Below are 19252 nucleotides of genomic sequence, written 5' to 3' on the forward strand. Positions count from 1 at the left end.
ATGTAAATATTACTATGAATTCAATAGAAAAGTATTTAATCATACAGCGATTTTATTTCGCTTTGATCAAAAACAACAGAAGGATTATCTGTCTATAGAGTCGCATTTTCCAATGTTTAACACCATATCTGACGCTATTTGTGTAAAAAACCGTCAACATCAGTTCATATTGCTGAATGATGCCTATTGTCACTTAATGAAATGTAACCGAGAACAATTAATTGGCAAATCTGATTATGACTTGTTACCCACAGCATTAGCAGATATTCTCTGGGAGCAAGATGAATTAATTTTTACTCAAGGCATTGATTCAGAGCATGAAGAACAATTGACTGATGATGATGGTGTAATACGTTGGGTAGTCACTAAAAAATGCTTATTTGAGGATGAAAACCACAATCGCTTTTTGCTCACGACAATACATGACATCACAGCTAGGAAACAAGCAGAAGCAGCATTAGCAGAAAAAGCTTCTCTAGCGGCATTTCGGGTAGAGATAAATTCTGCAATTACCCAAAGTTACAACCTACAAACTACACTCAAGTGTTGTACCGATGCAATGGTGAAGCATTTAAAGGCTGCCTTTGCACGTATCTGGACGCTAAACGCAGCAGAAAACGTCTTAGAACTCCAAGCCAGTTCCGGAATTTATACTCATATCGACGGGGATCATAGTCGTGTTCCCGTGGGTATGTTTAAAATCGGCTTAATTGCTGAAGAACGCCAGCCTTACTTGACTAATGAAGTTTTAACTGATCCCCGTGTAGGGAATAAAAGTTGGGCAAAAGAACAAGGGATAGTAGCTTTTGCGGGATATCCTCTAATTTTGGATGGGAATTTAATTGGCGTGATGGCGATGTTTTCTTATCAGGCCTTACCTGAATCAATCATAGAAGCCTTAAATTTAGCTGCCAGTGAAGTGGCGTTGGGTATCAAGCGCATACAGATAAAACAAGCCCTCAAGGAAAGTGAAAGTAAGCATCGTCACTTGGTAGAAAATTCCCAAGATATAATTTGGTCACTAGATGTTCAAGGGAATTGGACATTTGTCAATCCGGCGGTTAAAAGCATCTATGGTTATCAGCCAGAGGAAATGATTGGTCGTCACTACAGTGAATTTGTACCACCAGCCGCAATTGACCAAGAATTAGAAATTATTTCCCGTCTACTAGCAGGAGAGTGTTTAGGTAATTATGAAACACTGGTTTTAGCTAAGGATGGTAGTACGCTGAATTTATTGTGTCATGCGATCGCCCTCAAGGATGACGAAGGGCAAATAACCGGAATTACTGGTACAGCTACTAACATTACCCAAATTAAGCAAGCCGAGGTCACGCTGCGCCGCACTAATGCCATACTCCAAGCACAACAAGAAGCTGCCATCGATGCTATTTTAGTGATTAATGAAAATCGCCAGGTAACTTCATATAATCAGAGCTTTTGTAAATTATGGCAGATTCCTGGGGAATTAATTCAGACTGGTAGCGATCGCCTACTTCTAGAATGGGTAATCAACCAACTAGAAAACCCAGAAGAATTTCTGGCTAAGGTAGAGTACCTCTACAATCATCCAGACGCACGCAGCCATGATGAAATCAGACTTAAATCTGGCAAAATTTTTGAACGATATTCAGCCCCAGTTGGTTCTAGCACGGGAGAATATTTTGGTAGGATCTGGTATTTCCGCGATATTACCGCACGTAAACAAGCAGAAATAGCTCTACGCAACTCAGAAACACAACTGCGTCAACAAACCCAAAAACTTCAACAAACACTCAAAGAATTACAACATACTCAAATTCAGCTAGTTCACAGTGAAAAAATGTCTAGCTTGGGTCAATTAGTAGCAGGAGTAGCGCACGAAATCAACAACCCTGCCAGCTTTATTTACGGCAACCTCAATCACATTGATGACTATACACAAGAGTTACTATCACTCTTGCAACTATATCAAAAAAACTATCCCCAACCAGTACCAGCAATTGAAGATTTTACCAATGCCATTGAGTTAGAATTTTTAACACTAGATTTGCCCCGACTCATAAAATCCGTGAGGTATGGCTCAGAACGGATTCGAGATATTGTCATTTCTTTGCGAACCTTTTCTCGTTTAGACGAAGCCGAGATGAAAGTAGTGAATATTCATGATGGCATCGATAGCACTTTGATGATTTTACAAAATCGCCTCAATCGTAATCATCAACGTCCAGAAATAACAGTAATTAAAGAGTATGGGGATTGTCCGTTAGTTGAATGTTATGCGGGGCAACTAAACCAAGTTTTTTTAAACATCCTCAATAATGCCATTGATGCTGTAGATGAATCATTATGTAGCAAAACTAAAGCCAAACCACAAATTTGCATCCGCACTCAATTAATCAATTCTCATCAAGTTAAAATCAGTATTATTGATAACGGTTTAGGAATACCAGAAGCGTTAAAAAAGCAGATATTTGACCCTTTCTTTACCACTAAGCCCGTAGGTAAAGGTATAGGGATGGGATTAGCAATTAGCTATCAAATTATTACAGTCAAACATGGTGGTTCTCTAGAATGTTTATCACTTCCCACAGGTGGAACTGAATTTGTAATTACCATACCTTTACAGCAAGAGATGGCTACTGTGAGGTAGATAAATGTTCGTGAAACATCTCTAATAGCATTGAATCACAACTAAACCAACTGATAGGTAAACCATTTTATGCTGATGAGTTCCCAATCAAGGTTTATGCGTACCCATACCCTATTTATTATGGGATAAATCACCCTTTTATTTGCTCCAAGAAGTAGTATGGCAATAATGTATTAAATCAGGCGATTTAAAAAACCAAAAATATAGACTCAAAGCAAAAATTGATCTATTACTTCTGTAGAAATATTTTTTAACGGCATTGTCAACAGGAGATTATCTGAGTTACAACTGATACAACTCAAGTTTGCTACTATTTCTTGTAGTCTCATTTATAAAAGACTGCAAAGCTATCTGTTGCAACTATAAATTTTTGTTTACATTATTTAATGTAACACCGATGTCTTTATTTACAAAATTACTCAATCTGCATTCAGGCAGTCAACCACTAGAAGACTTTTTTACTGAAGTTATTGCCTATTTTCTAGACCTCAACCAGCATATTTTAATTAATTGGTTAAAAGAAAATTCAATTATTAATGATGATGATTATAATATCCAACTGTCAACGCAAAAGTATTATGAACCACTTAAACACCATCAACATGGTAGCCAAATTGATATTGTATTGGAATTAGAAAATGATTTCAAGACAGATGTCATATTTATTGAATCTAAAATAGGTTCTACAGAAGGATGTGAACAGTTAAAGAGATATGCGGAAATTTTAAGTAATCTAAGCTATCCTAAACAGCGAACTCTAATATATATTACTCGTGATTATGATCCTAAACAAGAAATTAAGGATTGTGTAGAAAAATTAATTCCGAAAGTAAATTTTATTGAATTGAGATGGTATCATTTTTATGGTTTTTTAATAAAAAATACTACTGATATGCTATCAAAAGAAATATTGCGCTTTATGGAGGTTCATGGAATGTCTCATACTAATCAACTTTCATCTACTGACATATTAACAATGATTAATTTTAAAAAAACTTTCAATTTTATGGAAGCCACCCTCAATGAAGTAGTCAAAACAAAGATGAAGACAATTTTTGCAGGATACGTAAAGGGTGAGGTTGATAGTTTATATCAATGGAAGTCTCAAGATAGATATATCATTGGAACTCATTTGTCACCGAAGAGATGGGATGTTTGGTGTGGTGTTGGGTACTTCGGATTAAATCCTGATAGTTTAACTGAATACCCATATGTAGGTCTACTTTTAGAAGTATCCCCCACTTTTATTAACCGGAAAGAGATTATTGGATTTATGCAAAAAATTCTCAATGTTAAACAATATTTATGGGTTGCAGATAACGTGAGTGATTTACCAGTATGGTCAGGTATTTATTACCGCAAAAGCTTAAGAGAGTTTTTATCGCAAGAAGACCATCTGTCTTCCCTAAAAACGTTTTTATTGGATTCAATTGAAGCATTAGAAGTTGTTCAAAGAGAATTTGATTTCCCTTGGGAAACATTAAAATCATAATCAGAAAAAGCATCTCTAACTATGTGTAAATATTCTCTCCCGTCTAAAATAAACTTTCTCTGAGGTTTTCGGGCTTAGATACCCAAATAGCTGGATAAGTGCGATCGCAATCCCTTCTCTTTTGGTGTAACGAGAGTTCAACTAGAGTCAGACTAATTGCAACTACAGTAAAATTAAAATAACTATTTATTCCCAAACTGTTATGAGTCTCACCACAGCTAAACGTTTTACTGTAGATGAATATCACCGTTTAGGAGAACTCGGATTTTTTGCAGAGAATGAACGAGTTGAACTAATCAAGGGTGAAATATTTGAAATGGCAGCGAAAGGTACAGCGCATTCTGTTTGTATTACTCGCTTGTATCGAGAGTTATTCAAATTAATTGGAGAACAAGCAACTCTCAGAGGACAAGAACCAATTATTCTGTCTGAAAACAGCGAACCAGAACCGGATATGGTAATAGCCAGCAATACACCTGATGACTATCTGGCAAGCCATCCTGTGCCATCAGATATATTACTATTAATTGAAATTGCAGATTCTTCCTTGAAATATGACCAGGAAGTAAAATTATCTGTATATGCAGAAGCAGGTATTGCTGATTATTGGATATTTAATTTATTAGATAATTGTTTGGAATGCTACACCGAACCTTATCAAGCTATAAAAGGTAAGTTTGGTTATCGGCGTAAGTTAGTATTTTTACAAAATGAGTCGGTTAGTTTGCCATATTTTTCTCAGTTAGTTTTGGATTTATCTCAGGTATTTCCTGGGTAATATTCATTATTTAAGGTAAGGTTTATTATAATTAAAGTCCTTACTACGAACTGAAATCAAAGTAAATTTTCCATTGCCTGTTGTAAATCATTTGTCAAATCAGCCACAGCTTGTCTTGCACCTAAGCGACTTTCTTTATAGGCTGGGTAACGTTCTGAGACAGAAATGGGTTCACCAATAGTTAGTTTTACTCGTTGTTTACCTAATGGTGGACGCTGGAAAGATTTATCGCCCTTAATTTGAGCAATCATTTTCCACAAAATTAAAACAGTTTCAGCGAATCTTTCGACTGAGGGTTTTTCACGGATGTAGTTACCAGAAACTGCCACAAAACTTTCTACTAATCTCATGTGCCACATTCTAGCGTTAGCTTCTTCCGCCACGCGATCGCCTAAAGCTTTTTCCACAGCAGACAATCCTTTGATATCCTTATAATCTTCCCTAAAAATATAATTCCATCCAGCTTGCTCTACCCGCCGACAACGATCAATTAATTGTCCTTTGGGTTGTAAATTAAAATACTGCTCGGCAATTTCTAAAGCTGCATTCAATAAACCTTGTAATCTGAATGCTAAGGCTTGATTACGGTCAAGGTTAACTTCTTCCGTGACGGTAGGCAACTTCAGATGATAAAAGCGTGTATAAAACTGTTCCATCAAAGACAGTAGATGTTCCGCTAAAGTTAACAGCCGGGGATAAAGGAACTCCAAATCAGGAACTTGACTGGCTGCGGGTGTATCTATAGGTAAACCGCTAGTAACAGCTAACTCATCTAAAAGTTGCGCGATCGCCTTCCAAGGTGCTTCAACATAACTATATTTCATCCCAACTGGTACAATTAAAACCTGCTCGGTGCGTCCAGCCTTTTGCAAATCCTCCGCACACCAAAAACCCATTTGAGCAATTCCTGGTTCTAGGGGACTGATCTTTTCTGATAGTCCATTAGTTCCACCCTCCGGTGCAGCCATCATAGGAAACTGTCCATTGGCGAACAAATCCCGCGCCGAACGTAACCCCGTCCAGTCAGCTTTACCCCTTTGAATGGGAGTCCCACCTAATTTTGATGCAATCCAGCCAACATAGTCACCCGCCCACAGAGGAATACCGCGATCGTAGATAAAATGAGCATGAATTGGCGATTTTAATGCTATATTTTCCTGTCGTGCGGCCTGTGGCACAAGTCGAGACAGCAAATACAGCAAACCCCAAGGATCTTCAGTTTTGGGATGGCGAAATGCTAACAAAAAGCGAATTTTTCCCTCTTGAAATTGGCGATAGAGATTTGCTAAAACCTCTACATTCTCTGCTTCAATTTGGTTAATAGAAGTTTGGGTGCGTATCCACGTTGGTAGCAACAGGTGAACACATCGCAATACCAAAGGATTAAACGCCGGCGGAATGAATGCTAAAGGTGGTTGTGCTTCGTAAATCATGATATTGGGAATGGGGCATGGGGCATGGGGCATTTAATTTTGAATTTTGAATTTTGAATTTTTTCGCCCCTATACCCCTATACTTCATACTTCATGCTTAGTATTTCGTACTTAAGTTGATACAGAAATTAGTGATTTTGTAACTAGGAGTTAAAAAACTAACGATGCGACTATCACAAATGTTATTCGTCACACTGCGGGATGATCCGGCTGATGCGGAGATTCCTAGCCATAAGTTGTTACTGCGTGCTGGTTACATTCGTCGCATCGGTAGCGGTGTTTATGCTTATCTACCTTTGATGTGGCGCGTACTGCAAAAGGTGTCTCAAATTGTGCGGGAAGAAATGAACGCTACAGGCGCGCAGGAATGTCTACTTCCCCAACTCCAACCCTCGGATTTATGGAAAGAGTCGGGACGCTGGGATACTTACACCAAAGCAGAAGGGATTATGTTTTCCCTAATTGACCGCCGTGAGCAACAATTAGGATTAGGGCCGACCCACGAGGAAGTGATTACAGCGATCGCTCGTGATATGATTCGCTCTTACCGTCAGCTACCCCAGCATCTCTACCAAATTCAAACTAAATTCCGCGATGAAATTCGCCCCCGCTTCGGTTTAATGCGTGGTCGGGAATTTATCATGAAAGATGGCTACTCTTTCCACGCCGATGAGGATAGCCTGAAACAAACCTACCAAGATATGTATCAAGCCTACAGCAATATGCTGCGGCGCACAGGTTTAGCTTTCCGTCCTGTGGAAGCTGATTCTGGTGCCATTGGTGGTTCTGGTTCTACAGAATTTATGGTGTTGGCGGAAGCTGGCGAAGATGAAGTTCTCTACACTGATGATGGGAAGTACGCCGCCAACGTCGAAAAGGCTGTTTCTTTACCTGCTGATGCTCAAACTTCGCAATTTACTAGTTTTGCAAAACGCGAAACACCGGGAACAGAAACCATAGATAAAGTTTGTAAATTCCTGAATGCTTCACCAACGCAATTAGTCAAAAATGTTCTTTATCAAACAGTTTATGATAATGGCTTAACAGTTTTGGTACTGGTCAGCATTCGTGGTGATCAAGAAGTTAATGAGGTGAAATTACAGAACGAATTAACGAAATTAGCAGATAATTACGGTGCAAAAACCATACTGTCTTTAACTGTTCCTAGTGCGGAAACTCAGCAAACTTGGGCAGCAAAACCTTTACCTTTGGGTTATATTGCGCCTGATATTGCTGATGATTATATCGCTGCTAATAAACAAATTCATCCTAAATTTGTCCGGTTAGTTGACCAAACTGCCGTTGAGTTAAAAAACTTCATTACAGGTGCTAATGAAAGCGGCTATCATGTCGTCGGTGCCAATTGGGGTGAGCAGTTTCAGCTATCTCCAAATGTAGTAGATGTGCGTAAAGCTAGACCAGGCGATCGCGCCCTGCATGACCCGCAACAAATCTTAAAAAGTGCCAGAGGTATAGAAGTTGGTCACATCTTCCAATTAGGAATCAAATATTCTCAAAGTATGGGCGCGACCTATACTAATGAACAGGGTGAAGAAAAACCTTTAGTGATGGGTTGTTATGGTGTGGGTGTATCGCGGTTGGCACAATCAGCCGTTGAGCAATCTTATGACAAGGATGGCATTATCTGGCCAGTAGCGATCGCGCCTTATCATGCGATCGTGACAATTCCTAACATTAATGATGCTCAACAAGTAGAAATTGCGGAAAAACTTTACATTGAACTGAATAAATCAGGAGTAGAAACATTACTCGATGATCGCAATGAACGCGCTGGAGTCAAATTTAAAGATGCTGATTTAATTGGTATACCTTATCGCATCGTCACCGGTAGGGCAATTAATAACGGCAAAGTTGAAGTTGTAGAAAGAGCAACTCGTAACTCTCAAGAAATTCCTATAGAGGAAGTTGTAACTACACTTCAGCAGTGGATTAAAGCCGCAACAGAGAAGTAAAATTAAATTTTCATGACGCAGAGTAATCAATTGTATCCTTGCTTCTGCGTCCTGCTCATTTTCTGAGAAAAATGTTAAAAAATTGACGCAACAATGAGATTTACAGTTTTACATAGTTGGGCAGGTGACGGATTCAGAGGATAAATTCTAAAATGAGAAATAAAAAGGAATTTTTCAGTCTAACAATGTGGGACTTATTAAGCTTATGACATCAGCAATTTAATGAGGATATTAAATCCATATATTTACTGAGCAGTTGTCTAGTAACACTATAAGATGCGTACACCAAGATACATGAAAATCCCTCTTAACCTGTAACCGCCTCTCTCTATTCTGTCTGCTATTTTTCAGTAGTCATTTTGACAGAGAAATTCTCAAATTTCACATCCAGAAGCCCAAATTTAAAGTTACAAAGTTATCATTTAGGTCTTGGAAACTCTCTACTTTTAGCTATCGTCCCTAACCAGGCTGCTTCTCCACATCAGACTATTTCAGCCCCCAGTCAGGAAGGTTTAAAACATGAATGACCAACAAGAACCAAAACGGATATCTCCAGGTGTGATTGCTGTTGTCTCCGCAGCAGTTTTAGCCGTTGGTGGTGGTGTGGCTTGGCTAACTGCTAACCAAACACAGTCTCCCCCTCAATCAGCCCCAACCCAAAAAGTTGAGCAGCAGCCATACACCACACAACCAGGAAATGAGCAAACAGCTAATATCTATTGGCTCAAAACCAACGAAAGCAGTGTAGAGTTAGTTCCTCAGCCGATTAAAGTCGCGGCTGTGAGTCAACCCGACCAAGTTTTAGAACAAGCTTTTCAGAGTTTATTAGCAGGCCCCACAGAAGGCACAAATTCCACCACAATTCCCCAGGGTACAAAACTACTGGGTCTCAAAGTAGACAATAACAACGAAATCCACGTTAACTTATCTGAAGACTTTACCAGTGGTGGCGGTAGTACCTCTATGGTGGGTCGTGTCGGTCAAGTAGTTTATACCGCCACAACCTTAAACCCCAACGCCAAAGTCTACATTGAAGTCAACAATAAACCATTAGAAGTTTTAGGCGGCGAAGGCGTAGAGATAGAACAACCTCTAACCCGTGAAAGTTTTAAGAAAGATTATCCACTTTGATGAGTGATGAGTGGAGTGATGAGTGCTGTTAGCGGTAGCGCGGCGTTTAGTCAGTGCTGAATCAAATTTCTATTTCCTAGTCAACAGTCAACAGTTAAAAGTCAGCAGTTAAAAGTCAACAACTAATGACTAATGACTATTGACTATTGACTATTGACTCTTATCCTAATTTTTACTACTTAACACCCTAAAACTACGGGCTTGCTGTTCTAACCTTGTGGCGAGGCGATCGCAAACCCGATTACATAATTCAAAAATCATTTCGTCTTCCACCCTGTAGTAAGCGCAAGTCCCTTCACTGCGGCGGCTCAAAATTCCTGCTTGCCACATTACCTTGAGGTGTTTAGACACGTTTGCCTGTGAAGTTTGTGTTGCATCTACCAACTCTTGTACACATTTTTCTTCATCCCGCAATAAGTGCAACAGGCGCAAGCGCATCGGCTCACTTAAGAGGCTGAAGTATTCGGCTACTTGTTGCACTACTTCTGGCGGTACAGGCAACGCTTGTTTCATCAGGATTAACCCGCAGGACTTAAAGTTTAACAATGATTCATTAAGAGTAATGACTCACTTGTTATATAGATTAATACTTAATCAGGGTTAATTCTCATCAAAGGTTGGTTATATTCTACAGGTTCGCCATTTTGGATGAGAATTTCTACGACTTGTCCAGAAATCTCAGCCTCAATTTCGTTCATCAGCTTCATCGCTTCGATGATGCAGACTGTCTGACCTTTGCGGACGCGATCGCCCACTTCTACAAATGGTGCTTCTCCGGGGGCAGGAGCGCGGTAAAAGGTCCCTACCATTGGGGAAGGCACTTCTACTAATTTCTGGTCAATAATCGGAGAAGAACTTGCTCCTGATGGCGCGCCAGAATTCGCTACCGCATGGTCAGCCACGCGATGAGCCACCTCTGGTGCAACAATAGGCAGTGATGGTTGTGCGATCGCTGCCACAGTTGGCAACTCAGAAACCACACCAGACACGACTGGATGAGTTACAGTCACCGTCTTACGCACTGTTAATTCAAAATCATCGCTTTTGAGAGTTACTTCGGAAATATTATTTTGGGCAATAGTTTCCAAAAGTTGGCGAATTTCACTAAAGTCCAATGGCACTGTTTTTTTAACCTCGACCTGTCCGTAAATGAATCATTTTAAAGTTTGGCAGGGATTAATCCCCCTAGAGGGATTGAAATCGGGATATACCCAAGAGAATAAATTTATTCCCTGCCTAAGTATTTGTCGTCACGGGTATCAATTTTGATGCGTTCACCTTGAGAAATAAACAAAGGAACCATCACAACTGCACCAGTTTCCACAGTTGCAGGTTTAGTGCCACCTGTAGCAGTGTCACCTTTAACACCTGGATCTGTTTGTGTGACTTCTAAAACCACAGAGTTAGGCAGTTCCACTTCCAGAACTTGCTCACCCCAACGAATCACGTTCACTTCCATACCTTCCTTAAGATATTTAACGCGATCGCCAATTTGGGCAGCACTGAGTCTACCTTCTTCGTAGGTTTCCATATCCATAAAGACGAACTCATCGCCCTCTTTATAGGTATGCTGCATAGTGAGTTTTTCTAGAGTAGCCTGGGGTACAGTTTCACCAGCCCGGAAAGTCCGTTCTAAAACCTTGCCGGTTTGGACGTTTTTAATGGTTGTCCGTACAAAGGCAGAACCTTTACCTGGCTTAACGTGTAGGAAATCTATCACCCGCCAGACAGACCCATCTAATACAATTGATACGCCGGGTCGAAAATCGTTACTGGAAATCATGAAGCTTTTAAATCGTGGAAGACAATCGGCATTTATTGTACCCTTCTAGCGTAGTAATTAGGTAATTAGTCATTAGTCAATAGTCATTAGTCAATAGTCCATAGTCGTTGGGCATTGGGTATTGGGCATTGGGCATTGGGCATTGTATTTTTCTCCCCCTGCTCCCCCTGCTCCTCATCTCCCTTGTCTCCCATTCCCCATTCCCCATTCCCCATGCCCTACTCATGTATGGGAAGATGATTCATGAGTTACGCATTTGAGCCATACCATGTTGAATTTATTAAAATCCTGGCTGAAGAACAGCCTCATGGCAATACTGTTGGTAACAATATTTTTAGGCATAAATACAGCTGGCTGGACTCCCTCCAGTAACGCCGCCTTGCCATCTGGAAACGCCATTACTGACGGCAAAGCCCTATTACGGTATGCACTCCCAATAGATAATAAGCCAGTACGCGAATTGCAAGCTAGTCTAGAAGATATCTCTAACCAACTGCGTGCCAACCGCAGATGGGGTGCTGTCTCTAAAGACTTGAGTAAAGCATCCCGCATTCTTGATAAACCTTCACAAATCCTAACAAGTGTTCCGGAAGAACGCCAACCTCAAGCCGAAACTTGGCTGAATGAATTAAAGGCTGGCGTACAGAAAACTCAAGAATTAGCTCAAAGTAAAAACAAAGAAGAAATCCTCCAAGAAAGAGTCAAATTACTGAATTTGGTGTCTTTATTGGAAGAATCAATGGTTAAAGAATTTCCCTTTGAAGTACCAGAAGAATACAGCAACCTCCCTCAACTCAAAGGTCGTGCCACAATTGCCATTAAAACCAATAAAGGCGATTTAACCCTGGTTGTAGATGGTTATAGCGCGCCTGTCACTGCTGGTAACTTCGTTGATTTAGTCCAACGTGGTTTTTACAACGGCTTAGAATTTACCCGTTCTGAAGAATCCTACGTTCTACAAACAGGAGATCCACCAGGAAAAGAACAAGGGTTTATTGATCCCAAAACAGGTCAATATCGTGCGATTCCTTTGGAAATTCTCGTAGAAGGCGATAAAAAACCCACCTACGGTATTACCTTAGAAGATGCTGGTCGTTATCTGGATATGCCAGTATTACCTTTCTCTTCCTTCGGTGCATTAGCTATGGCGCGTCCTGAAAGCCAAGTTAATGGAGGTTCTTCCCAAGTCTTCTTTTTCCTGTTTGAACCAGAACTCACCCCAGCCGGACGTAACTTGTTAGATGGCCGTTACTCAGTGTTTGGTTATCTAACTGAAGGTAAAGATATCTTAGATAAACTCAAAGCTGGTGACAAGGTTGAATCTGCTACTGTAGTTCAAGGAATAGAAAATTTAGTCGAACCCCAAGCAGGTTAATCCATAAATTATGAGTTGATAGATCCCCGATTTTTATATCGGGGATTTAATCTAAAATTCTCTGTAACTGATAAAACAATTATTCATTATATAGTTAGTCGCTTGATCTAACGGATGAGATATTCTACAGAAGATTTGCATACTGAATATATAACGTTCAAAAAACCCAAAAACAATAACGGACTTAGAATAATACACAAAGGATCAAAAAGCGGATTCCATACTCGACTAATTTCCAAAGATGATTTGCTAGAATCATGCAATAAAATATCTATTTCTGGAGCATCAGTAGCTTCGTTTAAACCGTATTGATGAAACTTAATGCGTCCTTTGTCTGTTTTTAAGTATAGTGTTTCAAATTCACCCCCTTCATTTTCAATGGTTTCAATATCACTTCCTAGTAATTGAAATTCAGGTATTGCATCAGTCCACAATCCCAGTAAATATCTTCTGGTTAGTTGACAGCTAACATACTCTTGTTTGATTTTTTGACAGTTGATAGTTGCAGAACGGCTGATTAAGTATACATACGATATGAATATGTAGCACCAGTATAAAATAACTAGTATTCCTATCAATCCCGCACATCCTGAAAATGTATATGAAGACCTAGACATATGTTTTAATTTCTAAGTTTATGTTTCAACATTTTTAAATTGTCATTTGATGTTTTTGAGTTAAACACATTGCCATATTTTGCTCATAATAGGCAGCTTCATTGATGAATATAGGGTATGTTGAAGATTCGCCTGCATAGGTTATTGTTTGACCATTAAATGTTAAAAACATAGGATCACCAGGATTTAAAGCTTGATAATCTTTAAATTGAATCTGTGGATGAATCATGGCTGTAATTTCTCCTTGTTCATTTCGCGGATAATCGATTTTTTCCATGTATTTATACGAAATAAAACTATGAGAGAATGCGGGTAATTTATCTTGGTTGTAGAGTTCCAAATAGTCTAAAGTTGCGTAAACTATGTTTTGAGTTTTGAGAAATAAATCTGCGTTTAAAACACCTTGAGGTACTGCACCAACTTCAATACCCATGCCGAATTTAGCACGCGATCGCAACCCATTCTCAGCCCGTCCAGATTTTCCCGAATTATAAATTTTTATTTCAGGATGTAAAGAACTTAAATAAGCAGCCAATTGCAAATTAAATGGTTGATCATTATCTAAAATAATAGTTATACCCATGTTGGATGTCGTACTATGCAAGTCAACTAGGAAATCCACAGGATATTTACCATTTTGTCCATAGAGATAATTAATATTCTTAGCTAACAAATCTTCATAATTAGATAGGGTTACATCCTCTAAATTTTGCTGTAAAAAGCATCGGTTTAAATCTTTATCAATGTATCGTCTTCCGGCTGTAATAGCTTGAGGGTTAGCTAACAAAGTCAGGCTTTCAAAAGTATATCTGCGAATTAACTCAGGACATTGTTGAAACAGTTTGACTAAATATACTCCAGTTAACTCGTTTCCATGAGTTCCACCCACAATCAAAACACGATTGATAGGATAATTATTAAGTTTCATTGCGAGTTTTTCCTTGCACAAATTCTTTTGTTGTCATCAACATATCTGAAAAAACCGTCATCAGATAACCTGCTTTAGACAACAGTTGATGACTATTTCGTTGATGTGATTCCTCAACAATGATTTAGGTTGGCTATATAATGCTCAACAAACAAAAATCTGGAGTCACTGACAAATGAGCAGATGGCATGAAATAGACTTGCTACAATTAAAGTATGCGATCGCTTTATATGAGCAACAGGGACTTACTAAAACTGCTGAATATTTGAATATTGACAAAGCCTTTTTGACTAGAAAAATCACATCCCTAGAAAAACGCTTGCAGTTCAAAATATTTAAGACTAAAAAAACTCCCTTGAAATTAACAGATGCGGGTAAAGAGTTTTTAAATATAGCCCGTCAAATTCTCAATCAATTTGAGCAAACAATCGAATTATGTCAACAATTAAATCGGGCTGAAAAAGAACACATAAATATAGGGATTAATATATCGATAGCTAACAGCATACTACCCGAAATCATCAGAAAATTCCACGCACAGTTTCCAGCAGCAGAAATCATGTTATATGAAATGCCATCCTACGAACAAATTGAAAAGTTACGACATCAAGAAATAGATGTAGGCTTCTTTCACCGACATAATTTAGAAAATACTCAGAGAAATAATGATGTTTTCGATAGCAAAATTATTTTCAAAGAAAAACTAGTTATCGTTTTACCATTAAAACATCGTTTTGCTAAACAAACTCATATTTCATTGAAGACATTGGCAAATGAACAATTTATTTTGCCACCAGAACACCTATTACATAGCTTACGCGAGCAGATTAATAGTCTTTGTAAAGAATCAGGTTTTCAGCCTAAAGTTAAGCAAGAAGCAGCTTGGATATCAACAATTTTGAGTTTAGTTGCAGGGGGAATGGGGATTTCACTACTACCGGCTAATGTCGAAAATTTACAACGAAATGGAGTAGTCTATCGTGATATTCAAGAACAATCACCAATCTTAGAAATCGTTGCTGTTTGGCGAAAGGATAATGAATCTATACTTTTGCAAAGTTTCTTGCAAGAAATCGAAAATGTATGAGTAATTTCTGACGGTCAAATATTACCGGCTTTTAAAACCTGTTCAACAGCGATCGCTAATTCTGGAAACGTCTGTGAGATAATTTTTTCATCACCAGTAAACACTGTTTCTTCGTAAAATCCTTCTTCCAATAACAGCACGGAAATCTTTTTCTCTAACGGATCTACAATCCAGTATTCTGGTACTTCTACCGCCGCATATTCAGACCGTTTATAACGATAGTCCCGCTTAATAGAATCTGGGCTAACCACCTCTACAATTAACAACGGTGGTGATTCAAAGACTGCTGATAAATTAATTAAGTCCCGTGCTTGCTCCTGTGTCACCACAGACAAATCAGTTAATCGAGATTTATTTCTTCCCGTCCTTACCCCAGTTTCTCGAAAAGTTAACCAAGGTAAACTCAACCGCTTAATTTCTGTCTTGAATGCGGTGTCTAGAAAGTCAACAATCAGGAAATGCTCAATCGTTGGGGGATTCATTAATTCCAGCCTGCCATCTACTAACTCATAGTGAAAGCCACTACCGTCATCATAGGCTAAGTATTCTTCAAATGTAAGGTTTTTTACTGGCGTAGTAACCATTGATAAATCCCCCTAAGATATATCTTTAATCCTAACTTGAAAGTTCTGAGTAGTGAGTGGTGAGTAATGAGTAATGAGTAATAAGTAATGAGTAATGAGTAATGTTTTTCTTCTCCTGCTTTCCCTGCTTTCCCAGTCCCCAATACCCAGTCCCCAGTCCCCAGTCGTAAAGAAAAGAAAATTAAGGAGAATATGATACTTTATGCCCAAAGACTAATAACTAATGACTAATGACTAAAGTTAAAGATATTGGCGAACAAGGGCTTCTAGAAAAATTACAGCGATTTTGTCCCTCGGAAATTATTGGTGATGATGCGGCGGTATTGGTAACAGATCCAGAACAATCTTTAGTTGTCACCACAGATATGTTAGTTGATGGTGTGCATTTTAGTCATGTTACTACTTCTCCTGAAGACGCGGGTTGGCGGGCTGCGGCTGCTAACTTATCCGATTTAGCAGCAATGGGTGCTTCACCTCTGGGTATCACTGTCGGACTAGGACTTCCGGGAGATGTTAACGTCAGTTGGGTGGAAAGCTTATATCAGGGAATGACAGAGTGCTTGCAACAATACAATACTCCCATTGTTGGCGGGGATGTGGTGCGATCGCCTATCACGACAATTTCCATCACCGCTTTTGGTCAAGTCCATCCCCAGAAAATTATCCGCCGTTCTGCTGCTAAAGTGGGAGATGCGATCGTCGTGACAGGTGTTCACGGCGCATCCCACGCAGGCTTACAACTGCTCTTAAATCCCGAAATAGGACAAAACCTCACACCAGAGGAAAAAGCGGCTTTAATCACAGCCCATCAGCGTCCCCAGCCACGATTAGATGTTTTACCCCTGCTATCTGCAATTTTTACATTTCCATGCCAGATTCCGATCGCTGGTATGGATAGCAGCGATGGTTTAGCAGATGCAGTATTACAAATCTGTCGCGCCAGTGGAGTTGGTGCTGTTTTAGACGGCGGGCAAATTCCTCTACCCACAGCTTTCGCTAATTGGTTAACTCCAGAACAAGCCCTAGAATACGCTTTATACGGTGGAGAAGACTTTGAATTAGTGCTGTGTTTACCACCAGCATTAGCAAAACATCTTATACAGATGTTAGACAACAATACAGCCATTATTGGCACTATGACATCTCATCCCCAAGTCATACTTAAGCATCAAGATGAAAAAATCCCTGACCGAGTTCTTAGTCTCAGCCAGGGATTTCAACATTTTAGTCAATAGTCAACAGTCCATAATAACTGATGACTAGATTTAGATCAATTCTGCAAAATCCATCAACAAACCCAAATTGATCAAACCTTGTAAAATTAGGTCTTCTTCATTTTGAATTTTGAATTTTGAATTGATTAGACCCATTTTTCAGCGACTAATTCAGCCAAATCTAAAACGCGTTGGCTGTAACCCCACTCGTTGTCATACCAAGCCATGACTTTTACTAAGTCACTACCCATAACTAGAGTTAGGCTAGCATCCACAATAGAAGAAGCGTCCGCACCTTGATAATCAGAAGAGACCAGAGGTAGTTCACTGTAGTCTAAAATGCCTTTGAGTGGCCCTTCAGCCGCATCTTTGAGGGCTTGGTTAACTTCTTCAGTAATAGTACGCTTCTCAACCTGAACTACGAAATCTACCATTGAGACGTTTGGGGTCGGTACGCGTAAAGCAACACCATTTAGCTTACCTTTAAGCTCTGGAATTACTAAAGCCACAGCCTTTGCCGCACCGGTAGAGGTGGGGACAATGTTGATGGCGGCTGCTCTAGCACGGCGTACATCGCGGTGAGAAGCATCTAATAAACGCTGATCACCTGTGTAGCTGTGGGTGGTGGTCATCGTACCTTTGATAATCCCGAATTTATCATGCAACACCTTGGCAATGGGAGCTAAACAGTTGGTTGTACAGCTGGCATTACTGATAACGTGGTGCTGGTTATGGTCATAATCGTGATGGTTTACACCAATTACGAAGGTACCGTCTTCGTTTTTACCGGGGGCAGTAATCAGAACTTTCTTCGCTCCAGCATTAACGTGCTTTAAAGCACCTTCTTTGCTGGTAAATACGCCTGTTGCCTCGATAATGAGGTCAATTTCCCACTCTTTCCAGGGCAAGTTTTCTGGATTGCGATCAGATACGCATTTAATGGTCTTACCGTTAACGATGATAGAGTTGTCATCGGCAGTAATGTCAACATTCTTTAACTTCCCAAGCATGGAATCATACTTCAGGAGGTGAGCATTAGTTCTAGGATCTGATGTGTCATTAACAGCTACTAAATCGATATTGCTATTTTCCCGACCTAGCCAGCAACGTGCAAAGTTACGTCCTATACGCCCGAAACCGTTGATAGCGACTCTAATCACAGTGTCTTGCCCTCTGTATATATGCCTATAAGTTGATATCTTTGACCCCAATCATATCGCAAAGGGGGAGAGTATTTATAACCATAAAGTGTTAGATCCATAAAAAAAAACATATTTTTTTCAGATTGATCTCGTGTAGAGTCCGTGAAAAGTCATGTAGGATCTAACCTCTTCTGGAACTAGGTAGCGAATAGATTTACCTTCTCGACAAAATTGGCGAATTAAGCTTGACGAAATTCCTACTAAGGGTGTATGCAAGAGTTGCCAGTGAATAGTAACCGACTGTTTTTGAAGTTGTTGCTTTACCTGCTTGCAGATTAACTCACTTTGAGGTATATTCTCACCACTTAGGAATCTAGGTGCGATTAACCAATTACACATTTGTGCTATTTCTTGTCCACGATACCAACGCGGTAATGTTTGGAAGGTATCCAAGCCCACAATCCAGTACCAGCGCGTGTTGGGATAACAAGCAGATAAATTAATCAAAGTGTCTATGGCATAGGAATTGCCTCGGCTTTTTGCCTCTATCTGTGAAACCGTAAACGCTGAGTTATCTTTTGTAGCTATTTGCAGCATTGCTAACCGATGCTCAAACAAAGCTGCTGTTTTGTGAGGAGGATGGAAGCTAGGAGTCCAAATGACTTTTTCGATCGCTGTTTGATGCAAAGCTGTCTCGGCTATTAGCAGGTGTCCCCAATGAATCGGATCAAATGTGCCACCAAAAATTGCTAGTTGTTGCATCTAGATTCTGCCTTGACCTGATGCCTGTGAGAATCGTTTTCACCCCTAACCATATTTTAATCAATTCATGCCTGAGCTTGATGAAAAATATAAAGTGGGTTCGCTAGGACTAAATATACTAATGTAGCAAAAATTAGTCAGGAATCTAAAAGTATGTGTTTCAATTTACAAGAATTTCTTTCCCGATGTCCGAAAAATTTACTGAATAATCATAAAAATAGTTTAGAAATAACGAAAATCTCCAACCAAGGTAAAATCATTCTCAACCAACCAAACCTCAGTAAAAATTCTAGACAACATCAAGGATGGCATTGATATAAG

18 protein-coding genes are annotated in these 19252 nt (G+C 39.5%); 9 read left to right on the forward strand and 9 right to left on the reverse strand.

What is annotated here, in order from left to right:
• Positions 1-112: 112 nt before the first annotated feature.
• The 3 genes from CLI64_RS04750 (at position 113) to CLI64_RS04765 (ending at position 4902) form a co-directional block, all read left to right on the forward strand.
• Positions 113-2632: a PAS domain S-box protein gene (locus CLI64_RS04750; protein WP_103136144.1), complete on the forward strand. Its 2520-nt coding sequence runs from the start codon at positions 113-115 to the stop codon at positions 2630-2632.
• Between the two features lie 397 nt (positions 2633-3029).
• Positions 3030-4124 (forward strand): PD-(D/E)XK nuclease family protein, encoded by a 1095-nt coding sequence (locus tag CLI64_RS04760; protein ID WP_103136145.1) that lies wholly within the window; start codon positions 3030-3032, stop codon positions 4122-4124.
• Between the two features lie 202 nt (positions 4125-4326).
• Positions 4327-4902, forward strand: a complete 576-nt coding sequence (locus CLI64_RS04765) for a Uma2 family endonuclease (RefSeq protein WP_103136146.1) — start codon at positions 4327-4329, stop codon at positions 4900-4902.
• Between the two features lie 56 nt (positions 4903-4958).
• Here CLI64_RS04765 and CLI64_RS04770 read toward each other — a convergent pair whose 3' ends face one another.
• Complete coding sequence (locus tag CLI64_RS04770) at positions 4959-6335, reverse strand: glycerol acyltransferase (protein ID WP_103140593.1); 1377 nt, start codon at positions 6333-6335, stop codon at positions 4959-4961.
• Between the two features lie 164 nt (positions 6336-6499).
• Here CLI64_RS04770 and CLI64_RS04775 point away from each other — a divergent pair, with 164 nt between their 5' ends.
• Positions 6500-8308 (forward strand): proline--tRNA ligase, encoded by a 1809-nt coding sequence (locus tag CLI64_RS04775; RefSeq protein ID WP_103136147.1) that lies wholly within the window; start codon positions 6500-6502, stop codon positions 8306-8308.
• 519 nt (positions 8309-8827) lie between these two features.
• The gene (locus CLI64_RS04780) at positions 8828-9439 is read left to right on the forward strand and encodes a GerMN domain-containing protein (protein WP_103136148.1); all 612 of its coding nucleotides are present in this window, start codon (positions 8828-8830) and stop codon (positions 9437-9439) included.
• Between the two features lie 165 nt (positions 9440-9604).
• On the opposite strand, the gene CLI64_RS04785 is transcribed toward CLI64_RS04780, so the two are convergent.
• The 3 genes from CLI64_RS04785 to efp form a co-directional block, all read right to left on the reverse strand.
• Entirely contained in the window at positions 9605-9952 is a 348-nt protein-coding gene (locus tag CLI64_RS04785; protein ID WP_103136149.1) for a metalloregulator ArsR/SmtB family transcription factor, read from the reverse strand.
• Between the two features lie 77 nt (positions 9953-10029).
• The gene (gene accB, locus CLI64_RS04790) at positions 10030-10560 is read right to left on the reverse strand and encodes an acetyl-CoA carboxylase biotin carboxyl carrier protein (protein WP_103136150.1); all 531 of its coding nucleotides are present in this window, start codon (positions 10558-10560) and stop codon (positions 10030-10032) included.
• A 104-nt stretch (positions 10561-10664) separates the two neighbouring features.
• On the reverse strand, positions 10665-11222 hold the full coding sequence (efp, locus tag CLI64_RS04795) for an elongation factor P (RefSeq protein ID WP_103136151.1): 558 nt from the start codon (positions 11220-11222) through the stop codon (positions 10665-10667).
• Positions 11223-11490: 268 nt separating this feature from the next.
• Between efp and CLI64_RS04800 the strand changes: the two genes are divergently transcribed.
• Positions 11491-12597 carry a peptidylprolyl isomerase gene (locus CLI64_RS04800; RefSeq protein ID WP_103136152.1) on the forward strand — a complete coding sequence of 369 codons (1107 nt, stop codon included), beginning with the start codon at positions 11491-11493 and terminating at the stop codon, positions 12595-12597.
• Positions 12598-12704: 107 nt separating this feature from the next.
• Here CLI64_RS04800 and CLI64_RS30645 read toward each other — a convergent pair whose 3' ends face one another.
• Entirely contained in the window at positions 12705-13214 is a 510-nt protein-coding gene (locus tag CLI64_RS30645) for a hypothetical protein (RefSeq protein ID WP_157943192.1), read from the reverse strand.
• Between the two features lie 34 nt (positions 13215-13248).
• Positions 13249-14142, reverse strand: coding sequence for an aspartoacylase (locus CLI64_RS04810; protein ID WP_103136154.1), 894 nt, complete (start codon positions 14140-14142; stop codon positions 13249-13251).
• A gap of 175 nt (positions 14143-14317) precedes the next feature.
• On the opposite strand from CLI64_RS04810, the gene CLI64_RS04815 reads away from it, so the two are divergent.
• Positions 14318-15229: a LysR substrate-binding domain-containing protein gene (locus tag CLI64_RS04815; protein ID WP_103136155.1), complete on the forward strand. Its 912-nt coding sequence runs from the start codon at positions 14318-14320 to the stop codon at positions 15227-15229.
• 14 nt (positions 15230-15243) lie between these two features.
• Here the strand turns inward: CLI64_RS04815 and CLI64_RS04820 are convergent, their stop codons facing one another.
• Positions 15244-15813: a Uma2 family endonuclease gene (locus CLI64_RS04820; protein WP_103136156.1), complete on the reverse strand. Its 570-nt coding sequence runs from the start codon at positions 15811-15813 to the stop codon at positions 15244-15246.
• Between the two features lie 230 nt (positions 15814-16043).
• Here CLI64_RS04820 and thiL point away from each other — a divergent pair, with 230 nt between their 5' ends.
• Positions 16044-17048 carry a thiamine-phosphate kinase gene (thiL, locus tag CLI64_RS04825; protein ID WP_103136157.1) on the forward strand — a complete coding sequence of 335 codons (1005 nt, stop codon included), beginning with the start codon at positions 16044-16046 and terminating at the stop codon, positions 17046-17048.
• A gap of 125 nt (positions 17049-17173) precedes the next feature.
• Here thiL and CLI64_RS04830 read toward each other — a convergent pair whose 3' ends face one another.
• Both CLI64_RS04830 and nadD read right to left on the reverse strand, forming a co-directional pair.
• Positions 17174-18187, reverse strand: a complete 1014-nt coding sequence (locus tag CLI64_RS04830) for a type I glyceraldehyde-3-phosphate dehydrogenase (RefSeq protein ID WP_103136158.1) — start codon at positions 18185-18187, stop codon at positions 17174-17176.
• A gap of 120 nt (positions 18188-18307) precedes the next feature.
• Positions 18308-18931 carry a nicotinate (nicotinamide) nucleotide adenylyltransferase gene (gene nadD, locus CLI64_RS04835; protein ID WP_103136159.1) on the reverse strand — a complete coding sequence of 208 codons (624 nt, stop codon included), beginning with the start codon at positions 18929-18931 and terminating at the stop codon, positions 18308-18310.
• Positions 18932-19084: 153 nt separating this feature from the next.
• Between nadD and CLI64_RS31165 the strand changes: the two genes are divergently transcribed.
• Positions 19085-19246, forward strand: a complete 162-nt coding sequence (locus tag CLI64_RS31165) for a hypothetical protein (RefSeq protein ID WP_192881680.1) — start codon at positions 19085-19087, stop codon at positions 19244-19246.
• The last annotated feature ends 6 nt before the right edge of the window (positions 19247-19252 follow it).

The organism is Nostoc sp. CENA543 (genome assembly GCF_002896875.1).
Taxonomy (GTDB): domain Bacteria; phylum Cyanobacteriota; class Cyanobacteriia; order Cyanobacteriales; family Nostocaceae; genus Trichormus.